This is a genomic window from Periweissella fabalis (assembly GCF_012396505.1).
Classification (GTDB): domain Bacteria; phylum Bacillota; class Bacilli; order Lactobacillales; family Lactobacillaceae; genus Periweissella; species Periweissella fabalis.
This window is the reverse complement of record NZ_JAAXPN010000006.1, coordinates 44,872-68,955: the sequence shown is the minus strand read 5'-3', so window position 1 is coordinate 68,955 and position 24,084 is coordinate 44,872. Positions and strand designations below refer to the sequence as shown.

Below are 24,084 nucleotides of genomic sequence, written 5' to 3'. Positions count from 1 at the left end.
TGCCTTTTGAAACACGTTCTATAAGTAAACTATCACTAAAGTATCTAATTTCAGATTCATCAGTCCTATTTTGTGTAGAATTAGTTTACCTAATGACTATTCCCATTCAATAGTTGCAGGTGGCTTACTTGTAATATCGTAGACGACGCGGTTAACGTGATCGACTTCGTTTACAATGCGAATTGAAATATCTTCAAGAACTTCCCATGGAATTTTTGCAAATGATGCAGTCATTCCATCAATAGAAGTTACCCCACGTAAAGCAATTGTGTAATCGTATGTCCGGCCATCACCCATCACTCCAACGGAACGAATTCCAGTAAGAACGGTGAAGTATTGCCAGATTTCACTTTCAAGACCATGAGCAGCAATTTCTTCACGTAAGATTGCATCAGTATCGCGAACGATTTCTAATTTATCTTCCGTTATTTCACCAAGCACCCGAATACCAAGCCCAGGACCTGGGAATGGTTGTCGCCATACAAGGTGATGTGGAATTTCAAGCTTTTCACCAATGGCACGAACTTCATCCTTGAAGAGGGTCTTCATTGGTTCAATTAATTTGAAAGTCATTTCTTTTGGAAGACCACCAACATTGTGGTGGGACTTAATAGTTTGGGCAGTATCAGTACCTGATTCGATGATATCAGTGTAAAGGGTACCTTGTGCTAAGAAGTCAACATCTTCAAGTTTGAAGGCTTCATCGTTGAACACTTCAACGAATTCACGACCAATAATTTTACGTTTTTGTTCAGGATCAGTAACCCCGGCTAATTTATCAAGGAAACGTTTTTGGGCGTCAACTTTGATAATATTTAATCCAAATCCAGTCCCGAGGTCAGCCATAACTTGTTCAGCTTCACCCTTACGGAGTAAACCGTGATCAACGAAGATACAAGTTAATTGATCACCGATAGCTTTTTGGAGTAAGACCCCAACAACAGATGAATCAACCCCACCTGAAAGCCCAAGAAGGACTTTTTTGTCCCCAACTGTTTCACGAATTTCAGCAATCGTTTCAGCAATGAAATCGTCCATTGACCAGTTAGCAGTAGCACCAGCAATGTTGAAGACAAAGTTCTTAAGAAGATCATTTCCGTAAACTGAGTGTCGAACTTCGGGGTGGAATTGAATTCCAAAGAAGTTTTTTTCTAAGTTTTGGATAGCTGCAAATGGCGTGTTAGCAGATACTGCAACTGGTTCAAAACCATCTGGTAACTTAGTAACTTTGTCACCATGGCTCATTAATACAACTTGCTCTTCTGGTGTGTTAGCAAACAATGGTGTTGAAGGAACAGTAATATTAATATCTGTAACTCCGTATTCTTGATCTTTGGCACCGAGAACCTCACCACCTGGAAGGTCGTGGGCCATCAATTGCATACCATAACAAATTCCAAGAATAGGTAAACCTAATTCCCAGATAGCTGGATCAATCTTGAAGGCATCCTCAGCATAAACTGAATTAGGACCACCTGAGAAGATGATTGCTTTAGGGTTAATTGCCTTAATCTCATCGGCAGTAAGTTTGTGTGATTTTAATTCAGAGAAGACACCGAACTCACGAATACGGCGAGTAATCAATTGATTGTATTGACTACCAAAATCAAGCACGAGAATTTTGTCGAATTCTTTATTGGCCATTAATATGGACTCCTTAAATATTTTAAAATCAGATTACTTAGAGTAATTAGGTGCGGACTTAGTAATTGTAACATCATGTGGGTGTGATTCAATTAAACCAGCAGTAGTAATTTGTACAAAAGCAGCTTTTTGAATCAATTCAGCAGGGGTAGCAGCACCCGTGTATCCCATACCAGAGCGTAAGCCACCAAGCATTTGGAAAATAACATCAGCAGCAGAACCACTGTAGCTTGTGTGTTCTTCATAACCAGCAAGCATATGTTCATTACCAGTAGCAACAATATCTCCTTGAACGGCTTCATCAGTTCCTGCAAGCATCGAATCAAGTATCACAGCATTGGCTCCAGCTGAAAGAGCTTTAACAATATCACCAGAGTATTTAATATCACCATGGGCGATGACAAAAGCACCATGAGCTTCAGCAACTTTAGCAACTGCTAAAATTGTTGAAAGCTCGTTATGGTTAGTTGTTTTAGCAATTAATGTTGTTGCACCTGCTGTAAGCAAAGCTTCAGCATCTTCAGCTGAAGTAACGTCATCAGCAAATAATACTAGTGTTGGGAAAGCAGCGTGTAATTTAGTAATTACATCTGGAGTAGCATTGTTAACAACCACTGCATCCACTTTAGCAGCAACTAATTTTTCAACGCGTACCATTAATTCATCATCAATGTTAACTGCCGCAGCAACAACCAAGTGACCTTGTTCACCCTGAACATCAGTAGCAGCGTTAGGGGTTGAAATAGTGCTAATTGAAACTGATTTAACTAAACCGACTTCTTTAGCTTGGGCATCAATACTTAATTTAGCAGAAATAACTCCAAGACCACCTTGTTGAGCAAGGACTGTTGCTAAAGTTGCATCAGTAATTGTTTGATCCGAAATAACTGGAATGTTTAAAGTTAACATTGGAGCAATTTGGGTTGCTAATGAAACGCTATTTGGCAAGACATTTGAAGCAGCAGGTTGTAAAAGGACATTTTCATATGAAAGATGTTTAGCTGCATCAGCTGGGAATGGGTTAGCTACCTTAGTAACAGCTGTGTCATTAATTAATGATGTAAGTTCTGTTAATTGTAAACCTTGCATATTGGCTTTTAAACCGTTAATCATTTTACCAATGACATCAAGAGCTGCTCCCTTGTAAGCAGTTCGACCTTCAATACCTTCAGGAACAAGCTTGTTGGCTTCATTAACGCCACCTTGGAAATAACGATCAGATGAGCCACGTTGCATGGCACCGATTGAACCCATACCACGATATGCTTTATATTTTTTACCGTCTTCAGCAACAAATACTTCACCAGGAGCTTCATCAGTACCAGCAAGCATTGAGCCAACCATTACGGCGTTACCACCAGCGACTAGGGCTTTAGTAATGTCATCTGCACTCTTTAAACCACCATCAGCGATGATTGCTTTGCCAAATTCTTTAGCAACAGCAGCGGCATCATGGATAGCAGTGAATTGAGGAACTCCAACTCCGGCAACGACTCGAGTTGTACAAATTGAACCAGGCCCAATTCCTACTTTAACCACATCGACACCTGCTTCAAATAAAGCACGGGTACCACTGGCAGTTGCCACGTTTCCAGCAATTAAAGTGTTATTAGGGAAATTAGTTCGGATTTCAGCAATTTTACGAAGGACACCTGCTGAATGACCGTGGGCAGTATCGATAATAATTGCATCGGCACCAGCATTAAATAATGCACTGGCACGTTCGAATGTATCAGAGGTTACTCCAACTGCGGCGGCAACGAGAAGGCGACCCTTGGCATCAACGGCCGCCATTGGTGTTGATTTGGTATCAATTGTTAAAGCTTTAACTTTAGCAACTTCGTTAGCTTGATCAGCAATACTCAAATTTTTGTGAATCACCCCAAGTCCACCAGCACTAGCTAATGTTGCTGCCATATTAGCCTCAGTGACGGTATCCATGCTAGCACTTAAAACAGGAATGTTTAAGTGTAAGTTATTTGCAATAGTTGTTTGCAAATTAATAGTGGTATCGACATTATTATTAGCGTCAGCTAAAAACGCGATATCATCAAAGGTGAAACCTTGTTTTGAGAATTTTTCGTCCCAGTTAGACATGAATTTTAACCTCTTTTCAAATTTTGATTGTTCTTAATTTACCAGTGAAATTTTTAAAAGTCAAACTTAAATGATAAATTATTAGAAAAAAACGAACTATCTCTCATGTTAGCATAGTTTAAATAAAAAAGAATGCTAAAAAAGCATTAGAAAAGTGATTTTTTTGATTATTTGGACTAATATGAGCTAAAATAATTGAGTAAAACTAAAAAATTGATTTATTGTAAAAAACAAAGAGAGTAATTAAAGAGGTAATAGAATGGGTGATGGGGTAAAGATTATTGCGGCCGGGCATTATGTGCCTAATAGTGTTGTGGATAATAATCAATTAGCCACAATCATGGATACAAATGATCCTTGGATTCAAAGTCATACCGGGATTAAGACCCGTCATTTTTCGCTTAATGGGGAAAATACATCAGATTTAGCAGCTAAGGCAGCGCAAAAGGCGTTAAATAATGCTAATTATGCTGCTGAAGATGTTGATTTAATTATTGTTAGTACAATTACACCTGATGCTCAAACACCTGCCACAGCAGCTATTGTTCAAAAAAAGTTAGGGGCTGTTAATGCTTGGGGATATGATATAAGTACAGCATGTGCGGGCTTTGTATTTGCTTTAAGTACAGCCGAGAAGTTTCTTAAATCAGGGATGTATAAAAGTGCTTTAGTTATTAGTGCTGAGGTTAATACCAAAATGATGGACTTTACTGATCGGACTTCGACGGTATTTTTCGGAGATGGTGCCGGAGCAGCTTTATTAGTTGCAGATGGGCAAAAATCAGTTATTCGAGCTGAGAAATTACAAACAATGGGCGATGCAGACACAATTCATTCAGGCCGCGTAGCACCGATTTCTGAAATTAGTGCGCAAAACTATCCAGTAACGGATGCGTTTTATCAAAGTGGTCGTGATGTATTTGAATTTGCTACTACTACTGTGCCAGCTCAAATTGAATTGCTCCTTGCTGATAATAATTTAACAGGGGATGATATTGATTTTTATATCATGCATCAAGCTAATTTGCGAATTATTGAAGCCATTGCTACCAAGTTAAAGCAACCGATAGCAAAATTTCGTGAGAATGTTTCATATTATGGTAATACGTCTTCAGCGGGGATTGCAATGGCCTTTGCCGAATTGATTAATGAGCAAGATTTGACAGGTAAACGGCTATTGTTAACCGGTTTCGGAGCTGGATTAAGTTACGGAAGTGTAATTCTGGAATTTTAGGCATAAACGCTCTAAAAGTACTTGCAGATTGTGTGAAAGCGACTATCATTAGTGAAAAAAACAACAAACATTTATTGTGTGCTAATTGTGAGGAACTGAAATGGTTGATTTATATATTATGCGTCATGGTCAAAGTACAGCTAATCGAGACAATATCTTCACTGGTTGGAGTGATGTTGCGTTAACTAAGCAAGGAATAACACAGGCAAGAATAGCTGGGCATAAATTAGCTTGTGAAGGCATCCAATTTAGTCAAGTCCATACATCTTATTTAAAACGTGCTATTCAAACAGCTAATATTGTTTTAGAAGAGATTAATCAGTTATACATTCCTATCCAAAAGTCTTGGCATCTAAACGAGCGACATTATGGCGCATTACGTGGTATGAATAAGGAGCAAACTAAGTTAGAATTTGGTGAATGGCAAGTTCAACAGTGGCGTCGATCTTACACAAAAGTACCACCGCTGTTAGAACATATCACACCAAAACGGCAATATCCATTGGGATTAGAACCACGAGGTGAAAGTTTGGAGATGGCCTCAAAAAGGTTGTTACCTTATTGGCAAGATATTATCGCACCACAACTACGGCAAGGAAACAATCAATTAATAGTTGCACATGGTAGTACGCTACGAGCACTGATTAAATATTTAGAACAAATTGCAGATGATGATATTATGCAAGTTGAGGTTGATAATGGGAGCCCAATTCATTATCAACTAGATGATCAATTAAAAATACTAAAAAAAGAGTTCGTCTAGACGAACTCTTTTTTAGTATTTTTAATTTTTGCGTTTTAAGAGCTGTGTTGTTAACTGTAATAATATTTTTTTTGCTGGTTTATCAGGTAACTTTTGAATATCAGTAATTGCCTTACGTGTATACTCCTTGGCTAACTCTTTGGCTGGTAAGAGGCCATATGCTTTAACCAAACGATCTAATGCCAATGCTTCAGCATCAGTGATTGCCGTTTTCTTTTTTAAAATCGGTAAGATTTCATCACTGTGTGAAGTCATGGCAAAAATTAATGGTGCCGAGTAAACACCTTGACGTAAATCTTCAAGTGTGGGTTTACCAATCTCCTTACTTGATTCTTCGTAATCTAAAATGTCATCTAAAATTTGAAAAGCCATCCCAATATTACGCCCAATTTTATCCGCCATAGCTAGAAAATCAGTAGGAGCATTTTCTTTGTTAGCACCAATTGTGGTTGCTAATGCAAATAACTCAGCAGTTTTACCATCGATTTGCTTCAAATACTGGTCTATCGTCATTGCAAAATTATAGCGAGCATCTTTTTGATTTAATTCCCCAGCTAAAAGATTATCTAAATACTGTGTATCACGTTGAATGGCTTCTAAATCAAAGTGGTTTTTGCTTAATAAGCGGAAAACAACCACAAATAAATAATCACCAGCATAAACAGCAACGTCTTTACCAAATTGTTGTTGAATAGATGCTAGATGACGGCGTGTAGGTGCGTCATCAATAATGTCATCGTGGATTAGTGATGCTGCATGGAGTGTTTCAATGGCTGCAGCTAATCCTAGAATTCGTTGATGATCAATTTCATAAAACGAGGACATTAATAAGGTATATGCTGGTCGAAGCATCTTACCACCATTTTCAATCATTTTAATAATTGCATTTTTAACGTCTGATTCATCAAGATTAATATTTTGTTCAATTAGCTCAACAACCGCTCCAAGATCCCTTTTTAATGCGGGGTATTTAATCCAAAGCGGGTGAAGTTGCGTATGCGCCATAAAGCTTCCCCTTCTAAATCCGAATTTAAGCCGTATACTTAAGGTAGTTAAGTATACGTAAACCTAAATAATCTACTTACTAAAATATACTTTATACCAATAATACCAAAAAAAAGACTAACTGCCTAAGATAATTATTTTTTAAATGGTGATTTTTGATAAATAGCTTATGATAGTAATTAAACTAGCGTAATGATGTTAATGAGTTTAGTTAGAATTGAGACCTAAAGTATGATAAAATTTTGGCTATTCTTATAAAAAATAAGCAGCTAAATAGCAGCTATAATGTGAAAGGAATGCTTGTGGATAATATTATTGAAGTAAAAAATGTTTCATATCAGTACCCAAATAGTGATTACAAAGCACTCGATAATTTGTCATTAACCATTCGTAAAGGTGAGTGGGTTGCAATTATTGGTCATAATGGTTCTGGTAAGTCGACGTTAGCTAAGTTATTAAATTATTTACTAGTTCCGGATACAGGGGAACTTATAGTTGATAAACAACCAGTTATTGAAGAAAATATGTGGACGGTCCGTAATAAAGTTGGAATGGTATTTCAAAATCCTGAGAATCAATTTGTTGGTGCAACAGTAGCAGACGATGTTGCTTTTGGATTAGAAAATCGTGGTATCTCCCGTCAGAAAATGTTAGAGATTATCCCAATGGCCCTTAAGGAAGTTCATATGGAGGCCTTTGCTGATCGTGAACCAACTTATTTATCAGGTGGACAAAAACAGCGGGTGGCCTTGGCAGGGATTATTGCCGTAGCACCTAAAATTATTATTTTAGATGAAGCAACAGCGATGTTAGACCCTAAAGGACGTAAGGAAGTAATCGCAGCAATTCTTAAGCTAAAGGCGCGCTTAGGGGATGAATTGACGGTACTATCAATTACGCATGATATTGATGAAGCTGCAGATGCAGACCGAATTATTGTAATTAATGACGGCCAAGTAGTTGATGAAGGTCGCCCAGCTGAAATTTTTAGTGCTGGTCCTAAATTGTTAGAACTTGGACTAGATGTTCCGTTTGCAGAACAATTAAAGAGTGCATTGAATAATTTAGGTATAAGCGTACCATCGAAATATTTAGATGAGGAAGGAATGATCAACTGGTTATGGCAATTGAATTCAAAAATGTAAATTATGTCTATCAGGCAGGGACACCTTTTGCTAATAGTGCTTTAACAAATTTGAACTTTAAAATTCAGCCTAATGCTTATACAGCTTTGATTGGACATACAGGTTCTGGTAAGTCGACTATCTTACAACTATTAGATGGATTAATTAAACCAACAGCTGGCCAAATTCTTTTTGATGGCCATGTCATTGATAATAAAACACCGCAAAAGGATCTAGCGAAAGTACGACAACATGTCGGTATTGTTTTTCAATTTCCAGAAAGCCAACTCTTTGAACAAACAGTATTAAAGGATGTTATGTTTGGTCCACAAAATTTTGGAAAAACGCCTATGGAAGCACAAAAATTAGCTGAAAAAGCATTAAAATTAGTTAACTTACCTGCCGAATACTGGCAAAAGTCACCATTTGATTTATCTGGTGGTCAAATGCGTCGAGTGGCGATAGCCGGTGTCTTGGCAATTGAACCCCAAATTTTAATTTTAGATGAGCCAACCGCAGGACTTGATCCAGTTGGACGTAAGGAAATGATGACAATGTTTGCACAGTTACATGCAAAACAAAATCTGACAATTATTTTAGTTACCCATCAAATGGAAGATGTAGCAGAGTATGCCGATGATGTTCTTGTAATGGCGGCTGGAAAATTAGTTAAACATGCAGATCCACAAACAATTTTTGCTGATGAAGCATGGCTACAAGAACAACAACTTGATGTTCCACATGCAGTAATGTTTAGGAATAAACTTGTGGCGCAAGGGTTTGATTTACCTAAAAATATTGTAAATGTTGAACAATTAGCTAAGAGTTTACAAGTAAAATTAAGAGGAGATGGGCTTAATGAGTAATATGATAATTGGCCGTTATGTACCTGGTAATTCAATCATTCATCGTCTAGATCCACGGGTAAAGTTAATTTTAAGTATTAGCTTTATTGTATTAATCTTTTTGGCTAATAATTGGCTAGGATATGTCGTTTTAGGGTTATTTACTTTAGTTGCAGTAGTAAGTACTAAAATTAGTTTAGCTGTTTATTTGCGCGGGTTAAAACCAGTTTTATGGTTAATTATTTTTACAATAATCTTACAGTTATTTTTCTCACCAGCAGGGCATGTTTATTTAGCATTTGGACCATTTACAGTAACTGATATGGGGATTATAAATGCTTGCTATGTTTTTTTACGTTTCGTCTTTATTATTCTTATGTCAACTGTTCTTACATTGACAACACCGCCGCTTGCTTTAGCAGATGCATTAGAATATATGATGAAGCCATTATTAAAAATTAAATTTCCCGTATATGAATTGTCATTAATGTTGGCAATTGCACTGCGATTTGTACCAACCTTAATGGATGAAACTGTCAAAGTAATGAATGCTCAACGTGCACGTGGTGTTGATTTTGCTAGTGGTTCGATTATTAAGCGTAGTAAAGCAATTGTACCAATTTTAATTCCACTTTTTGTTGGATCAATTCAACGAGCAATTGATTTAGGAGATGCAATGGAGGCTCGTGGTTACCAAGGTGGAGAAAATCGAACTAAGTTTCGAGTCTTAAAATGGCAGCGACGAGATACAGTAGCTGTACTAATTTTTGTTTGTGTTTTAGTGGTACTAATCGCCACACGATTTATAATTTAGGAAGATTAATATGCCAAGATATAAAGTAACAATTGCTTATGATGGAACTGATTTTGCTGGTTTTCAACGCCAACCAGCACAACGTACAATCGAATCAGTTCTTACACGAGTGGTTAATAAAATTGCCAAAAATGAAGCTGAAACAATTGAAGTATTTGGTTCAGGTCGAACTGATTCAGGAGTGCACGCATATGGTCAAGTAGTTCATTTTGATTTACCATTTGCTATTCCAGCTGAAGGATTGCGCCATGGATTAAACTCAATGTTTCCGCTTGATTTAATGGCCGTAGCAGTCGAACAGGTTGACGATGACTTTCACAGTCGCTTTAATACGCATGGCAAGCAATATCGCTATAAAATTGCCCGCAACGAGTTTGTTGATCCATTTAAACGTCGCTATACTTACAATTTTAAGTATAATTTAGATTTGGAATTAATTAAGACTGCCATGAAGGATTTAATTGGCATACATGATTTTACGAGTTTTGCGGCAGCTGGCAATTCAACCAAAGATTTTGTACGCGAAATCTATGATGTCCAACTGATTGAATATCCAGAATTAAACGAGATTCATTTTGTTTTCAATGGTAATGGTTTTTTATATAATCAAGTGCGAATTATGACAGCAGTTTTATTAGAAATCGGGACTAAAAAACGCCCGGTTCATGATATTTTACGTCTTTTTGAAGTCAAAAATCGGCTAGAGGCACCATTAACAGCACCAGCTCATGGCTTATATTTAGAAAAAGTTTTTTACGATCAATCAGATAAATAATAAAGTTAAATTTTTGCGAAAATTGCACACATTTTAATTGACTTTACCTATACTTACCAGTAATATTAAGGACGGTATTGTTTACCATCCACATTTTAAAAGTCCCGGTAAGATTTGAAAAATTGATTGTAAACAGACAAAAACGGAGGAATTTTCCATGCGCACTACATTTATGGCAAAACCAGGCGAAATTGAACGCAAATGGTACATTGTTGATGCTACTGACATTTCATTAGGTCGTCTTTCATCAGTTGTAGCTTCAATTTTACGTGGTAAGAACAAGCCAACATTCACACCTAACGTTGACACAGGTGATAACGTGATCGTTATCAATGCTTCTGCAGTTAAATTGACTGGTAAGAAAGCTACTGATAAGATTTACTACCACCACTCAAACCACCCAGGTGGATTGAAGTCACGTCAAGCTGGTGACTTGCGCTCAAACAACCCAGAACGCTTAATTGAATTATCAGTTAAGGGTATGCTTCCAAAGGGTTCATTGGGCCGTAAGCAAGGTTTGAAGCTTCACGTTTATGCTGATGCGAACCACAACCACTCAGCACAACAACCAGAAGTTTTAGATATCACTAACTTAATCTAAGGAGGAGAATGGAAATGGCTACAGTTCAATACAGCGGCACAGGTCGTCGTAAAAATTCAGTTGCTCGTGTACGTTTGGTACCAGGTAACGGTAAAGTAACTATGAATGGTAAAGACATTACTGAATACGTTCCATTCGCTAACTTACGTGAAGTTGTTATGCAACCTTTTGCAGTAACTGAAACTTCAGGTAACTACGATGTTCTTGTAAACGTAAACGGTGGTGGTTTCTCAGGTCAAGCTGGTGCAACTCGTCACGGTATTGCTCGTGCATTACTTACAGTTGATCCAGATTTCCGTGGTCCATTGAAGCGTGCCGGTCTCTTGACTCGTGATGCACGTATCAAGGAACGTAAGAAACCAGGTCTTAAGAAAGCCCGTAAGGCTTCACAATTCTCAAAACGTTAATTTTTGTTTTTTCAAAAATTTTCATTTTGGAATTTCTTGGTGTATCGACTGCTTAGTAGTACCGATATATTAAGATAAAAAGGTCGATCCAGTAATGGATCGACCTTTTTATTAGCAATTATTATTAATAAAAGGAGATAGAAATGCAAAAAAAAGTTTTACTTGATTTAGTTGAAATTAAATCTGGTATTGCCAGTGTGCTACCATTTTTAGTTGGTTTATTATATTCAGCGTATGCTGGGTTAGCAATTGATTGGTTATCAATTATAATGTTTTTTATTGCCGCCGTTTCATTTCATTTAGCTGCGAATGTTTGGGATAATTTCCAAGATTTTACTAATGCTAAGCATGAAACATTTAAAGCAGGTATTAATGATGTTATTGGTCGAGAAGGCGTGACTAAAAAACAAGTTATTACTGTCTTATCAATTTTAGTTATCGTCGCAACGGTGCTTGGATTTGCTACTTGGGCTCGTGTTGGTGGCTGGTTATGGCCATTACTTAGCTTAATTAGTTATGCCGTAGCTTTTTTCTATTCAGCTGGACCAAAACCAATTTCTCGTACTCCGTTTGGTGAATTAGCCTCAGGACTTACGATGGGATACATCATTGTCTTGTTGGTGGTCTTATTGAACAACCCAAGCCATGTTGATTGGCGTTTAGCTGGTCAAGTCTTCTTAGCTTCAGGTTTAGGAGTCTTTAGTATTGCTAATATTATGTTGGCTAATAATATCGGTGACTTACCAGAAGATATTAAAGAAGATCGCCACACGTTAGCCTTTTACTTAGGCCAAACAAAGGGTTTGATTTTATATTTAATTTTATATGTATTAGGTTATGCGAGTTTAATTGCTGCGGTTGTAATGGGCATTTTACCATGGACGGTGTTAATTACGATTATTGCTATTCCAGTGATTATTAAGCACTTTAAGTTTTTCTGGCATGATCGGACGAAGCGCGGTTCATTCTTGTTAACGATTAAAAACACGGTTATTTTAATGGCTTTGTTTATTATTGGAATGATTTTAGGCTTAATTTTTATTGGTTAAGTTAAAGACTTGCTAATTGATGTAAAAAGTCGCATACTTATTATTTAGTGTATTATTAAAAATTTGGCGGCTACTATTTGGTGTCTTTAACAGCCAGGAAGCATTGAAATGGGTCGCGATGTTGATTTAAGGAGTAGTTAAAATGACAGAGAAGACGACAAATTTTTGGAATGAAGTTGCTGCCAATGCAAAAGATGCAAATGGCAACAAACGACCTTTTTTAACTTTAGCACCCATGGAAGCCGTTACGGATACCGTATTTCGGCAAGTGGTAGCTAAAGCATGTGCCCCTGATGTATTCTTTACTGAATTCACGCATGCACGTTCAATAACTCATCCCCAAGCGAAGTTTTCCGTGCAAGGGCGTTTATATGTTGACCCAGCGGAAGCTTTCCCAGTGGCGCAACTATGGGGTGATAAGCCAGAAGATTTTGAAAAGACGGTACCTGAAGTTGTTGCGATGGGCTACAAAGCCATTGACCTTAACATGGGTTGCCCAGATGGCACAGTCGTTAAAAACGGTGGGGGTAGTGATTTAATTCGCCACCCAGAAGCTGCTGAAGCAATTATTGCGGCGGCTCGTAAAGCCGGGGTCCCAGTTAGTGTTAAGACCCGGATTGGTTTTGCAAAAATTGAAGAGATGTACACATGGTTACCGTTCTTGTTAAAGCAAGACTTACCATTATTGACCGTCCACTTACGGACACGGCAAGAAATGTCACGCGTACCAGCCCACTATGAATTAATTGATGAAATCGTGAAGATGCGTGATGAAATTGCCCCCAATACGTTATTACAAATTAATGGGGATATTGAAAATGCCAGCCATGCAATGGAACTAGGTAAGCAACACCCAGGTGTCGACGGTTTCATGATTGGTCGGGGAATTTTTACAAATCCATTCTGTTTTGAATTAGAACCAAAAGATCATACATTAAAAGAAACGTTTGATTTATTACGCTTCCAATTAGATTTGTTTGATGATTTCTACAATCGATTTGGTTCACGTAAATTTGTTGCTTTACGTCGGTTCTTTAAGATTTATGTGCGGGGCTTACGTAACGCCCATGAATTACGCGAAAAGTTAATGGAAGCTAATTCAACTGATGAAGTACGCACAATTATTAATGATTTAGAAAATCAATATGGGTTAGATGTGATGGATCCACGGTTTCAAACACTAAATGATTAATGAATTTAATTTTTAAATGAGAATTTATAGATTAAAATTAAAATTAAAAATTGGAAAAATTTTGCATGCCTATGTATGTAAAACCATAGATAAGTCGTCTGCTTAAGTTTTGAGTAGGCGACTTTTTATTTGTAAATATCTATTTTTATTTGGATTGATAAATTGATCATATATTTGGAATTAATTATTTTTTAGAATTAAATTGTATATAATCATTGTACTTTTTTTGTTATCATTTATAAATTGATATTTTTTTATGAAAAAAGCTTTCGTTTTTATGAAAAAATGTGTATTATCTAATAATCATATAGAAAGAAGGTAATTTTTATGGCATCGAATCATATGAGTATCTTTAAAAAGAAAGATGTTGCATCCGATCTTGCTAAACAACCTGTGCTTGAAAGATCATTAAGTGCATTTGGATTGACAACGATGGGGGTTGGAGCGATTGTTGGTGCTGGTATTTTTATAACTCCTGGGATTATCGCTGGGAAGTATGCCGGTCCGGCAGTTATGCTTTCATTTTTACTTGCAGCTATTGTATGTACATTAGCAGCACTTTGTTATGCTGAATTTACATCAACTATTCCGCTCGCAGGGAGTGCATATACATATGCATATTCTGTTTTTGGTGAAATTATTGCTTGGATTTTAGGTTGGTCATTAGTTTCTGAGTATCTGTTTGCTGTATCTTCAGTTGCGGGTTCTTGGTCAGCGTATTTTCAGAATTTATTAGGTGGTTTTGGAATAAATTTACCAGTATATCTTCAACATGCCAATGGTAAGGGAATTGATATTATTGCAATTATTATTGTTTTGTTGGTTACAGCATTATTAATTAGTGGGGTGCGAGAATCAACGCGGGTAAATGAAATTATGGTAATTATTAAAATTGCTGTAATTTTATTATTTATTGGAGTTGGAGCATTTTTTATTAAGTCAGGTAACTTTGTGCCATTTATTCCTAAAGGATTTACTGATGCAGCTGGTATCCATCATTACGGCTTTGGTGGAATTATTGCTGGAGCAGCAACTGCTTTTTATGCTTATATCGGTTTTGATGCTGTTTCAACAGCATCAGAAGAAGTTAAAAACCCAAAACGAGACATGCCAATTGGAATTATTGGTTCGCTTGGGGTTGCGTCAATCCTTTACATGACTTTATCAGCCGTGTTAGTCGGGATTGTAAATTATAAGGAATTAGCCAATCCTGCTCATCAAGGTGATCCGGTAGCCTATGCATTAACGTTGATTAATCAAAACTGGGTTGCAGGAATTGTATCACTTGGAGCAGTTGTTGGAATGACCACAGTTTTAATGGTTATGTCATTTGGTGGTAATCGATTATTATTTGCAATTGCACGTGATGGTTTATTGCCTAAAACATTTAGTAAAATTTCAGAGCGCTCAAAAATTCCAGTTACAAGTACAATTATTTTTGGAGTATTAGCTGCGTTGATTGGTGGAATTGTTCCGCTACAAACAATTGCAGAACTAGTGAATATCGGGACATTATTTGCGTTTGCATTAGTATCACTTGGAATAGTATTTTTACGTCGTGATCCACAATTTAAAGATAATCGAACGGGATTTAAAGTACCATTTTATCCGGTAATACCTATTTTATCATTTGTAATGTGTGTATTTTTGATGTTACAACTTGAATTAATTACTTGGAAAGTATTTGTAGTTTGGCAGGTTATCGGGTTAGCTTGGTATGCGTTGTATGGCTCACGTAACTCAAAAGTTCGGCATTCATTATAAATAAAATATCTAATGGTGATTTGCTACTACATGAGCTTTACACATCAATAAGATATCCAATATAACAATATGCCCCCGGAAGGTAATTTTCTTCCGGGGGCATATTTAATGTGATTTTTTAGAATAAGTGGCCTTTTTTAGTAACGTAAATTGCTAATATTGGTCCCTAATAACCTTTATTTAAATTAACGACATTACGGATGAATGAACCATCTTTGAAGTAACTAGGTAAATTTTGTTGGAAAATACGGACTAAACGTAAATTATAATCATATGATTGACCAGTAGTATGACTAGTAATTAATACTTCAGGAATACTCCATAAAATATTATCTTTAGGCAATGGTTCTGGATTGGTAACGTCTAATGCTACATAACGAATTTTTTTATCATTAACGGCTTGAACCAATGCAGTATTTTCAACAGAAAAGCCACGGCCAACATTGATGAACATAAATAAATTATCAATGTGCTTAAAGAACTCACTATTAAAGAAATTACGAGTTTCTTCAGTACCAGGCAAGATATTAACAATAATGTCAGCTTCTTTAACAGCATTAGCGTAATCAGCGATTGCATAAGTTTTATCAAAGCCATCAATCGCTCGACCGCTATGATTAATACCACTAACAGTTACATGAAGAGCGTGTAAATTCTTAGCAAGTTCGACACCAATACTACCAGTGCCTAGAATCAAAACCTTAAAGTCACTTAAGACATATGTATTACCGGTTTGATCATCCCATACTTTATTGGCAGTATTAGTAGTATGAACGTTTAAGCCACGCGAAAAGTACAAAATATCTCCAATTACTGATTGTGATATTTGTTCTGCATGCACACCACTGGCATTAGTAACCGTAATATTTTTGGCAAGTATTTTATCATAAGGTAGGTAATCAACTCCCGCACTATGGGTTTGAATCCATTGTAATTTGGATGATGGTGCATTTAAAATGGCATTCCCAATTTTAGCATCCCAACCTAGCATAATCGTTACATTTGCGTAGTCCTCGGGTGTAAGATCATTAAAAGCGACAACATTAGTATCATTATTTTTAAGTTCTGTTAAGACATCATCAGGTAGTGCACAAAAAGTAGCAAGAAGTTGAGACATAAGCAATTTCCTTTCCGTAGTTAGATAAGTTATAATAATTTGTGTCTTTCCTTATTATAGCGATAAATGGCTGTAATAAGTCAAGTTAAGTATATATCTTCAGATAAAGTTAAACGGAGGCGATAATGAAAAATATTCGGCAATTAATATTAACCGCAATTTTCATGGCAATTATTTTAGTACAAGTTTTAATCCCATTTTTAGGATATATTCCCTTAGGCGCTGTTATCGTGGGTGCTTCAGTAACGATTATCCAATTTACAGTTGCACTAGGAACGATCTTTTTAGGACTTCGTTCAGGTTTGATTTTAGGACTATTTTGGGGTTTAATTCGTATTTGGCAAGCATTTACAACACCTTTTTCTGTTGGGTCATTAATTTTTATGAATCCATTTACTGCAATTGGAGCAAGTGTCTTAGTTGCCGTTGTTGTTAATCTAGTTGTTAGACCGACAACAACTGCGACTAATGTGAGAGTTTGGCAACTTGGTTTAGCTGGAGCTTTAGCGGCGTTGGTTAATACTGCAATAGTAACCTTATTTACGTGGATTGGATTTACCTTTTTCCATATTGATTGGCATCAATTTATTAATCTTGGCCAAAGTCAACATTTTCTGGGTTGGTTTTTATCAATCGTAGTTGGTTTTAATGGAATTTTTGAAATTATCGCCGGAATCATTATTGTCCCAATAATTGCAATACCATTATTGAAAGTTAAACAACGACTATATAAATAAAAGAAAGCTATATCATAACTATTCTTTAACATTAATTTATAGCTAAAACGCATTTAAAAATCCCAGGGAAAAATAATTTTTCCCTGGGATTTTTGCTAGTATATTCTCAATATTGGCTGATTTTTGCCGTATTAGTTATCATTGTGAAGTAACAGTATGATTAAAAAGATGATGTCGCAGAATGATTAACGCTAATATCAAAAAGATACATAAACCAAACAAAGCATGAATACCAAAGTGCTGAGTACCAATGTTGGCAAACACGGCCCCGATAAAAAATGCAAAAATGATGGTAAAGAAATTAATAGCATGACGTAAAGCTTGAATTTTACGAGTAAGTAAGAACTCACCAATACTTGAGCCAAGAGTTTTTAGGTTATTAGTACTCATGATTGATGCATATGTCATACCGTGAACAGAATTAAGTGTGTCTGCTTGAATTGCGGCAAAGAAAGCCATAATACCGATTAAGGCGTGTTCATTTAGTTGTGGGGCAAAGAGAGCACAGATAAAGAAACCAATCAATTCGATGATAAGACTAATTTCTTGCCAGACATATGTTTTATGTTCTGCAAAAAGATGCCGACAAATATAATTACAACCTGCACCAAGGATAAATGTTAATAGTGGAATTAAAAAAGATGCCGCATATCCATAATGATGTTTAAATAGGTTAAGGGTAAGTAAAATAATATTACCAGATTGTAAACTTGCAAAATGGCCATTAAAGTTTAGATAACAAAATGCATCTAAATAGCCACCAAGCATAGAAAGTGTGACAGCGATGCGTAATGATTGAGTGGGGTGTATACGATTTTGCGTATGCATAGATATTTCCTTTGTATGTGTAGATAAGTGATAAAAGAGCAAATCTTCATTGTAATGCAAATGCTGGGAAAATAAAAGATTATTTACATTTGGGGATTATTTCCATTAAATGCAGAAGGCAAGTGGTATAATTATAGTTAAATCATTGCAGACGAAGAGGACAATACAATGGAATATAAATATCCTGACGACAGTTTAATGTTGCATACGGATGCCTATCAAATTAATATGGTGCAGACTTATTGGTCACAAGGAATTCAAAATCGAAAAGCTGTATTTGAAGTTTTTTTCCGTAAGCTACCATTTGAGAACGGATACGCAATTTTTGCCGGCCTTGAACGGATTATTAATTTCCTTGAAAATTTACATTTCAGCGATAGTGATCTTGAATACTTGGCCTCACTAGGTAGTTATAGTCCGGAATTTTTGGCATATTTAAAAGCTTGGCGTTTTACAGGAACGGTTCGGTCAGCCCGTGAAGGTGAAGTGATGTTTGGTAACGAGCCACTGCTTCAAGTGGAAGCATGCCTAGCTGATGCACAATTAGTAGAAACCGCTTTATTAAATATTATTAATTATCAAACTTTAATTGCGACTAAAGCAGCCCGGATTCGCTCGATTGTACAAGATGATGGCATTATGGAATTTGGTACGCGCCGAGCACAAGAAATGAGTGCTGCATTATGGGGAACTCGAGCAGCCTATATTGGTGGTTTTGATGCTACTAGTAATGTTCGAGCTGGTAAATTATTTGGTATTCCAATTGCTGGGACACACGCACACTCATTAGTTCAAACATATCGGAATGATTATGAAGCATTTAAAGCCTATGCACAAACGCATAAAGATGTAGTGTTCTTACTTGATACGTACGACACATTAAAGTCAGGGATCTTAACAGCTATTAAAGTTGCTAAGGAAATGGGTGATAAAATCAATTTTATAGGTGTCCGTATCGATTCAGGCGATATGGCATATATTTCTAAACAAGTTCGAAAACAGTTAGATAAAGCTGGCTTTCCAGATGCTAAGATTTTTGCATCAAATGACTTGGATGAAAAAACAATTATGAACCTAAAAATGCAACATGCCAAAATTGATGTTTGGGGTGTTGGTACTAAACTAATTACAGCATATGACCAGCCGGCTTTAGGAGCGGTTTATAAGATGGTTTCAATTGAAGATCAACATGGTCAAATGGTTGACACAATTAAATTATCAAATAATGCTGAAAAGGTCTCAACACCAGGTAAGAAGCAAGTTTGGCGTATTCGTCGTAATACAGATGGTAAGTCTGAAGGGGACTACATTGCATTATGGGATGAAGATCCACAACATGAAAAATCATTGCACATGTTTCATCCTAACTATACTTATATTTCAAAAGAAGTTGTTGATTTTAACGCACGACCAATTTTAGTTGAAATCTTTAGAGACGGTAAATTAGTTTATGACCAACCAACTCTTGAAGAAATCAAAGCATATTCTGCAAAAAGCTTAGAAAGTTTATGGGAAGAATATCGTCGTGATTTAAATCCTCAAGACTATCCAGTTGATTTATCACAACGAGCGTATGATCATAAAATGAACATGATTCATGACGTACGTAACTATGTTAATGCATTAGAAATTAAGTTAGAAGAGGAAGTTTAACATGCGCGCATTACAAGCTGAAATTATTGAAAAATTAGGAGTACAACCTAAGATTGATCCCCATGCTGAAATTCGACGAAGTGTTGAGTTTTTAAAAGATTATTTAATCGCAAATCCATTTCTAAAAACATTGGTTCTAGGAATTAGTGGTGGGCAAGATTCTACTCTCGCTGGTAAATTAGCCCAAATGGCGATTAGTGAGTTACGTGAAGAGACAGGTGATCAAACCTACCAATTCATTGCAGTCAGATTACCTTATGGTGAGCAAGCTGATGAAAGTGATGCAATGGATGCAATTGCTTTTCAAAATGCTGATCGATCAGTTCGTATTAATATTAAAGAAGCCACTGATACAATGGTAGCAGCACTTCAAACTAATGATAATATTGAGATAACTGATTACAATAAAGGAAATATTAAAGCTCGCCAACGAATGATTGCTCAATTTGCAATCGCAGGAGCAACTAATGGTGCAGTTATTGGAACTGATCACGCTGCGGAAGCAATTACTGGGTTTTACACTAAATTTGGCGATGGTGCAGCCGATATTACACCACTTTATCGCTTAAACAAACGCCAAGGTAAGGCAATGCTTGCGGTATTAGGTGCTCCTGAACACTTATATTTGAAAGTACCAACTGCTGATCTAGAAGAAGATCGACCAGCCTTACCAGATGAGGTTGCATTAGGTGTAACATACGATGATATTGATGACTATCTTGAAGGACGTGAAATTGTTGATGCTACAGCTACTATTATTGAAAAATGGTACACTAAAACAGAGCATAAGCGACAATTACCAATTTCAGTATTTGATAATTGGTATAAAAAGGATTAATTAAGTATTAAGGTGTTAATTTTTTATTAAGTAAGGTATACTTAACCTAACAATTTAAATATATGAGGGAGTAACCTGCATATTAGTATGTGATGTTGTCGTCAGCAAGAAGCAATTCCGGCAATATTCTTAATTGGTGAGACTCATTTATGTTGGCATGATTGCGCATAAGTGAGTTAAGATTTCAAATATTAACTCGTAAACTCAAAACGCGTAACTGTTAATTGACAGCTACGCGTTTTTTGCGTAATGATTAAAATTAAAGGGGATAGCAAGATGGAATTAAAAAATTATCAACAATCACCAACTGAAGTTGCACGCGAATATCAAGTTGATATAACTAGTGGTCTAACAACAGATGAGGTAAAGCACAGACAAGCAAAATACGGTATCAATACCTTAAGTGAGCAAAAAAATACTACTTTAATACAAAAGTTTATTGGTCAGTTCAAAGATTTAATGATTATTGTCTTGTTAGTTGCTGCTCTGGTGGCTGCTTTTGCTGGCGAAGGGGTCGATACATTAATTATTTTATTAGTGGTAGTATTAAATGCGATTTTTGGGGTCTTTCAAGAAGCCAAAGCTGAGCAAGCTATTACAGCATTAAAAACAATGTCTGCGCCACAAGCACATGTTATTCGAGAAGGAAAAACGCATTTAGTACCGGCTAGTGAACTAGTACCAGGTGATATTGTATTACTTGAAGCAGGTGATATTGTTCCTGCTGATTTACGACTAATTCAATCAGCCTCACTTCGAATTGATGAAGCAATGTTAACAGGTGAGTCAATTCCAGTTGAAAAGGATATTAATGCACTAACAAGTGATGATTTACCATTAGGAGATCGTACTAATTTAGCATTTATGAATAGTAATGTAACATATGGACGTGGTCAAGGAATTGTAATCGGCATCGGAATGACAACTGAAGTTGGACAAATTGCTACAATGCTAACGCAAGCCAAGGTTAATGAAACACCATTACAAGCTAATTTACGTCATTTGGGTAAAACATTAACATGGTTAATTTTAATTATTGCCGTAGTAGTTTTTATTGTCGGTATGCTTAACCACCAACATACTTGGATTGATATGCTACTAGTAGCAATTGCATTAGCTGTCGCTGCCATTCCAGAAGGACTTCCAGCAATCGTAACAATTACTTTAGCATTAGGGACAACCCGGATGGCTAAGCAACAAGCATTAATTCGTAAATTGCCAGCTGTTGAAACATTAGGTGCAACTGAAGTTATTGGTTCTGATAAAACAGGGACGTTAACTCAAAATAAAATGACAATCGAAAAATATTATGTTACAAATAAAATTTTTGATAGTCAAAGTCCGTTAAATGTTGATGCACAAATGTTAGCTGATGTAATGGCATTAAATAATGATACCAAACTAATCGATAATCAATTGGTTGGTGATCCGACTGAAACAGCCTTGATTAGCTTTAATCAAAAGCACACACGTAATCTTACTCAATTATTTGAACAACATAAACGAGTAGCTGAAATACCATTTGATTCTGAACGTAAATTAATGACAACGGTTAACGAATTTAATGATGAATATTTGATTACGGTTAAAGGAGCTCCTGATCAATTATTAGACCGAGTTACTCAGATTTTAATTGATGGGCATGTAGTACCATTAACACATGAAATTAAGAATAATATTTTAGAGCAAAATCATTTGTTAGCGACACAAGCATTACGGGTATTGGCATTTGCTTACCAAAAAAGTCCTGTGATTCCGGCAGAATTAACATCACAAGCAGTCGAAAATGACTTAATATTTGTTGGGTTGGTTGGGATGATTGACCCAGAACGGCCAGAAGTTAAAGCAGCTGTTGCGGATGCTAAAGCAGCTGGGATAAAACCATTAATGATTACCGGGGATCATCGAGATACAGCAGCAGCAATTGCTATGCGGTTAGGTATTTTAACAGCTGATGATCATGATGCTATCATTACCGGAGCTCAATTGGATCAACTTGATGAAGCAACGTTTATGCAAAAAGTTGAGCAGTATGTTGTTTATGCACGGGTAGCACCAGAACATAAAGTCCGAATTGTTAAAGCATGGCAGGCTAAAGGTAAAGTCGTGGCCATGACTGGAGATGGGGTCAATGATGCACCGGCATTGAAGAATGCTGACATTGGAATTGCGATGGGAATTACGGGGACGGAAGTTTCAAAGGGGGCTGCTGATATGGTATTAGCAGATGATAACTTTGCAACTATTATCTCGGCAGTTAAAGAAGGGCGAAAAGTATTTGCTAATATTCAAAAAGCAATTCAATATCTTTTATCAGCTAATTTAGGGGAAGTTTTAACGTTATTTATTATGACCTTAATGGGTTGGAGTATTTTGGCCCCAGTTCATATTTTGTGGATTAACTTAGTAACTGATACTTTACCAGCAATTGCATTAGGAGTTGAACCAGCTGAAAAGCAAGTGATGCACCGGCAACCACGTGGCCGCTTAGCGAACTTTTTATCTAATGGAGTTCAAGGAGCAATTGTATATCAAGGCTTTTTAGAAGGAATCTTAACTTTGGGTGTTTACTGGATTGCAATTACGTTCCCAATTCACGCTAATGATGCGTTAGCCCATGCAGATGCATTGACAATGGCATATGTAACTTTAGGATTACTGCAATTAGTACATGCCTTTTCAACTAAATCAGTTTATCAATCAATTTTTACAATTGGTGTATTTAAGAATAAATTCTTCAATTGGTCAATTTTGATTGCTGGGATTTTACTTAGTGCAACAGTATTCATTCCCGGCTTAAACGGATTATTTCATGTTACACCACTTGATACAATTCAATGGGCGACAATTCTTGTTGCTGCATTCTTAATGGTTGCAATTGTCGAAATAGTTAAATTTGGCCAACGCCATTTTGCAAATAAAATTTAATTGGACTGAACAGTTATGGTTTAGAGCCCGCATTAGATATAATTTAATGTATAATATATCAAGACCGTCTTTAATTAACGGATAAATATTTATAGATAATAGGAGTCAGAAAATGGCTAAAAAATCAAATGCATCAATTCAGCAATTCGCAATTACATTACAATCAGTAGTTGAACAAACTGAACAAACTGGTCAAAATGTTGCGCCTTTCTTTGAAAAGTTAGATGACGCTCTACAAGCTAATGAGCTTGCAAATATGGATAAATCAGTTTTTCAAGAAATCGCAGCAGAATTTAATGACGCAACAGAAGTATATGAAGCTAATGTTACTCGCTTAGCAAGTGTGACAGCACCGATTAAGATGATGGGGATGTATGTAAACTTGAAAAAGCATTATGCTAATTATGCAGCAGCATGTCGCCAAATGACAAACTCACTGAATGTTGAGAATCAAAGTGTTGATTTAGAAGCATTTAATGCATCTGGTGAGGTTCAAGAAAATGAGATGGATAAGATTTCTATCTCAATCCAAAAAATGATGGCACAAAGCCAATTTTAAATAAAAAGCCTGGATTCCCAGGCTTTTTATTTATTTAAAATGTCTTTTGAATTAAAATGTGATTAACTTTTTTTAATAAATAGCGTATGATAAGGTTATGACTTTTCTTG

General features: G+C 36.3%; 21 protein-coding genes. 16 read left to right on the top strand and 5 right to left on the bottom strand.

Annotation, left to right across the window (positions count from 1 at the left end; all coding sequences use genetic code 11):
* Window positions 1-96 precede the first annotated feature (96 nt).
* Window positions 97-1,644, bottom strand: a complete 1,548-nt coding sequence (gene guaA, locus HF964_RS06395) for a glutamine-hydrolyzing GMP synthase (protein WP_168722224.1) — start codon at window positions 1,642-1,644, stop codon at window positions 97-99.
* A 33-nt stretch (window positions 1,645-1,677) separates the two neighbouring features.
* On the bottom strand, window positions 1,678-3,741 hold the full coding sequence (locus HF964_RS10115) for an IMP dehydrogenase (protein WP_420850129.1): 2,064 nt from the start codon (window positions 3,739-3,741) through the stop codon (window positions 1,678-1,680).
* A 259-nt stretch (window positions 3,742-4,000) separates the two neighbouring features.
* Between HF964_RS10115 and HF964_RS06385 the strand changes: the two genes are divergently transcribed.
* Both HF964_RS06385 and HF964_RS06380 read left to right on the top strand, forming a co-directional pair.
* Window positions 4,001-4,975, top strand: coding sequence for a beta-ketoacyl-ACP synthase III (locus HF964_RS06385; RefSeq protein ID WP_168722223.1), 975 nt, complete (start codon window positions 4,001-4,003; stop codon window positions 4,973-4,975).
* Window positions 4,976-5,075: 100 nt separating this feature from the next.
* Entirely contained in the window at window positions 5,076-5,738 is a 663-nt protein-coding gene (locus HF964_RS06380; RefSeq protein WP_168722222.1) for a 2,3-bisphosphoglycerate-dependent phosphoglycerate mutase, read from the top strand.
* Between the two features lie 21 nt (window positions 5,739-5,759).
* Here HF964_RS06380 and HF964_RS06375 read toward each other — a convergent pair whose 3' ends face one another.
* The gene (locus HF964_RS06375) at window positions 5,760-6,743 is read right to left on the bottom strand and encodes a polyprenyl synthetase family protein (protein ID WP_168722221.1); all 984 of its coding nucleotides are present in this window, start codon (window positions 6,741-6,743) and stop codon (window positions 5,760-5,762) included.
* Window positions 6,744-7,039: 296 nt separating this feature from the next.
* Here HF964_RS06375 and HF964_RS06370 point away from each other — a divergent pair, with 296 nt between their 5' ends.
* From HF964_RS06370 to HF964_RS06330, 9 genes are all read left to right on the top strand, one after another.
* Window positions 7,040-7,888: an energy-coupling factor ABC transporter ATP-binding protein gene (locus HF964_RS06370; RefSeq protein WP_210727002.1), complete on the top strand. Its 849-nt coding sequence runs from the start codon at window positions 7,040-7,042 to the stop codon at window positions 7,886-7,888.
* On the top strand, window positions 7,864-8,733 hold the full coding sequence (locus HF964_RS06365) for an energy-coupling factor transporter ATPase (RefSeq protein WP_168722219.1): 870 nt from the start codon (window positions 7,864-7,866) through the stop codon (window positions 8,731-8,733). Before HF964_RS06370 ends, HF964_RS06365 begins: the two co-directional genes overlap by 25 nt.
* The gene (locus tag HF964_RS06360) at window positions 8,726-9,526 is read left to right on the top strand and encodes an energy-coupling factor transporter transmembrane component T family protein (protein WP_168722218.1); all 801 of its coding nucleotides are present in this window, start codon (window positions 8,726-8,728) and stop codon (window positions 9,524-9,526) included. Before HF964_RS06365 ends, HF964_RS06360 begins: the two co-directional genes overlap by 8 nt.
* 10 nt (window positions 9,527-9,536) lie before the next feature.
* The gene (gene truA, locus HF964_RS06355; RefSeq protein WP_168722217.1) at window positions 9,537-10,301 is read left to right on the top strand and encodes a tRNA pseudouridine(38-40) synthase TruA; all 765 of its coding nucleotides are present in this window, start codon (window positions 9,537-9,539) and stop codon (window positions 10,299-10,301) included.
* 157 nt (window positions 10,302-10,458) lie between these two features.
* Window positions 10,459-10,902, top strand: coding sequence for a 50S ribosomal protein L13 (rplM, locus tag HF964_RS06350; protein ID WP_168722216.1), 444 nt, complete (start codon window positions 10,459-10,461; stop codon window positions 10,900-10,902).
* A gap of 14 nt (window positions 10,903-10,916) precedes the next feature.
* Entirely contained in the window at window positions 10,917-11,309 is a 393-nt protein-coding gene (gene rpsI / locus HF964_RS06345) for a 30S ribosomal protein S9 (RefSeq protein WP_168722215.1), read from the top strand.
* A gap of 143 nt (window positions 11,310-11,452) precedes the next feature.
* The gene (locus tag HF964_RS06340; protein ID WP_168722214.1) at window positions 11,453-12,358 is read left to right on the top strand and encodes a UbiA family prenyltransferase; all 906 of its coding nucleotides are present in this window, start codon (window positions 11,453-11,455) and stop codon (window positions 12,356-12,358) included.
* Between the two features lie 142 nt (window positions 12,359-12,500).
* Window positions 12,501-13,550: a tRNA dihydrouridine synthase gene (locus HF964_RS06335; protein ID WP_168722213.1), complete on the top strand. Its 1,050-nt coding sequence runs from the start codon at window positions 12,501-12,503 to the stop codon at window positions 13,548-13,550.
* A 342-nt stretch (window positions 13,551-13,892) separates the two neighbouring features.
* Window positions 13,893-15,314 carry an amino acid permease gene (locus HF964_RS06330; RefSeq protein ID WP_246220260.1) on the top strand — a complete coding sequence of 474 codons (1,422 nt, stop codon included), beginning with the start codon at window positions 13,893-13,895 and terminating at the stop codon, window positions 15,312-15,314.
* A 166-nt stretch (window positions 15,315-15,480) separates the two neighbouring features.
* Here the strand turns inward: HF964_RS06330 and HF964_RS06325 are convergent, their stop codons facing one another.
* A complete protein-coding gene (locus HF964_RS06325; RefSeq protein WP_168722211.1) occupies window positions 15,481-16,431 on the bottom strand; it encodes an NAD(P)-dependent oxidoreductase in 951 nt (316 codons plus the stop codon).
* A 125-nt stretch (window positions 16,432-16,556) separates the two neighbouring features.
* Between HF964_RS06325 and HF964_RS06320 the strand changes: the two genes are divergently transcribed.
* The gene (locus HF964_RS06320) at window positions 16,557-17,168 is read left to right on the top strand and encodes an ECF transporter S component (RefSeq protein WP_168722210.1); all 612 of its coding nucleotides are present in this window, start codon (window positions 16,557-16,559) and stop codon (window positions 17,166-17,168) included.
* Window positions 17,169-17,306: 138 nt separating this feature from the next.
* Here HF964_RS06320 and HF964_RS06315 read toward each other — a convergent pair whose 3' ends face one another.
* Window positions 17,307-17,996 (bottom strand): YoaK family protein, encoded by a 690-nt coding sequence (locus tag HF964_RS06315; protein WP_168722209.1) that lies wholly within the window; start codon window positions 17,994-17,996, stop codon window positions 17,307-17,309.
* Between the two features lie 168 nt (window positions 17,997-18,164).
* Here HF964_RS06315 and HF964_RS06310 point away from each other — a divergent pair, with 168 nt between their 5' ends.
* The 4 genes from HF964_RS06310 to HF964_RS06295 all read left to right on the top strand — a co-directional run bounded on the left by HF964_RS06310 (window position 18,165) and on the right by HF964_RS06295 (window position 23,974).
* Window positions 18,165-19,649: a nicotinate phosphoribosyltransferase gene (locus HF964_RS06310; RefSeq protein WP_168722208.1), complete on the top strand. Its 1,485-nt coding sequence runs from the start codon at window positions 18,165-18,167 to the stop codon at window positions 19,647-19,649.
* A gap of 1 nt (window position 19,650) precedes the next feature.
* On the top strand, window positions 19,651-20,487 hold the full coding sequence (nadE, locus tag HF964_RS06305) for an ammonia-dependent NAD(+) synthetase (protein WP_168722207.1): 837 nt from the start codon (window positions 19,651-19,653) through the stop codon (window positions 20,485-20,487).
* 276 nt (window positions 20,488-20,763) lie between these two features.
* The gene (locus tag HF964_RS06300; protein ID WP_168722206.1) at window positions 20,764-23,415 is read left to right on the top strand and encodes a cation-translocating P-type ATPase; all 2,652 of its coding nucleotides are present in this window, start codon (window positions 20,764-20,766) and stop codon (window positions 23,413-23,415) included.
* A gap of 112 nt (window positions 23,416-23,527) precedes the next feature.
* Entirely contained in the window at window positions 23,528-23,974 is a 447-nt protein-coding gene (locus HF964_RS06295) for a hypothetical protein (RefSeq protein ID WP_168722205.1), read from the top strand.
* Window positions 23,975-24,084 lie beyond the last annotated feature (110 nt).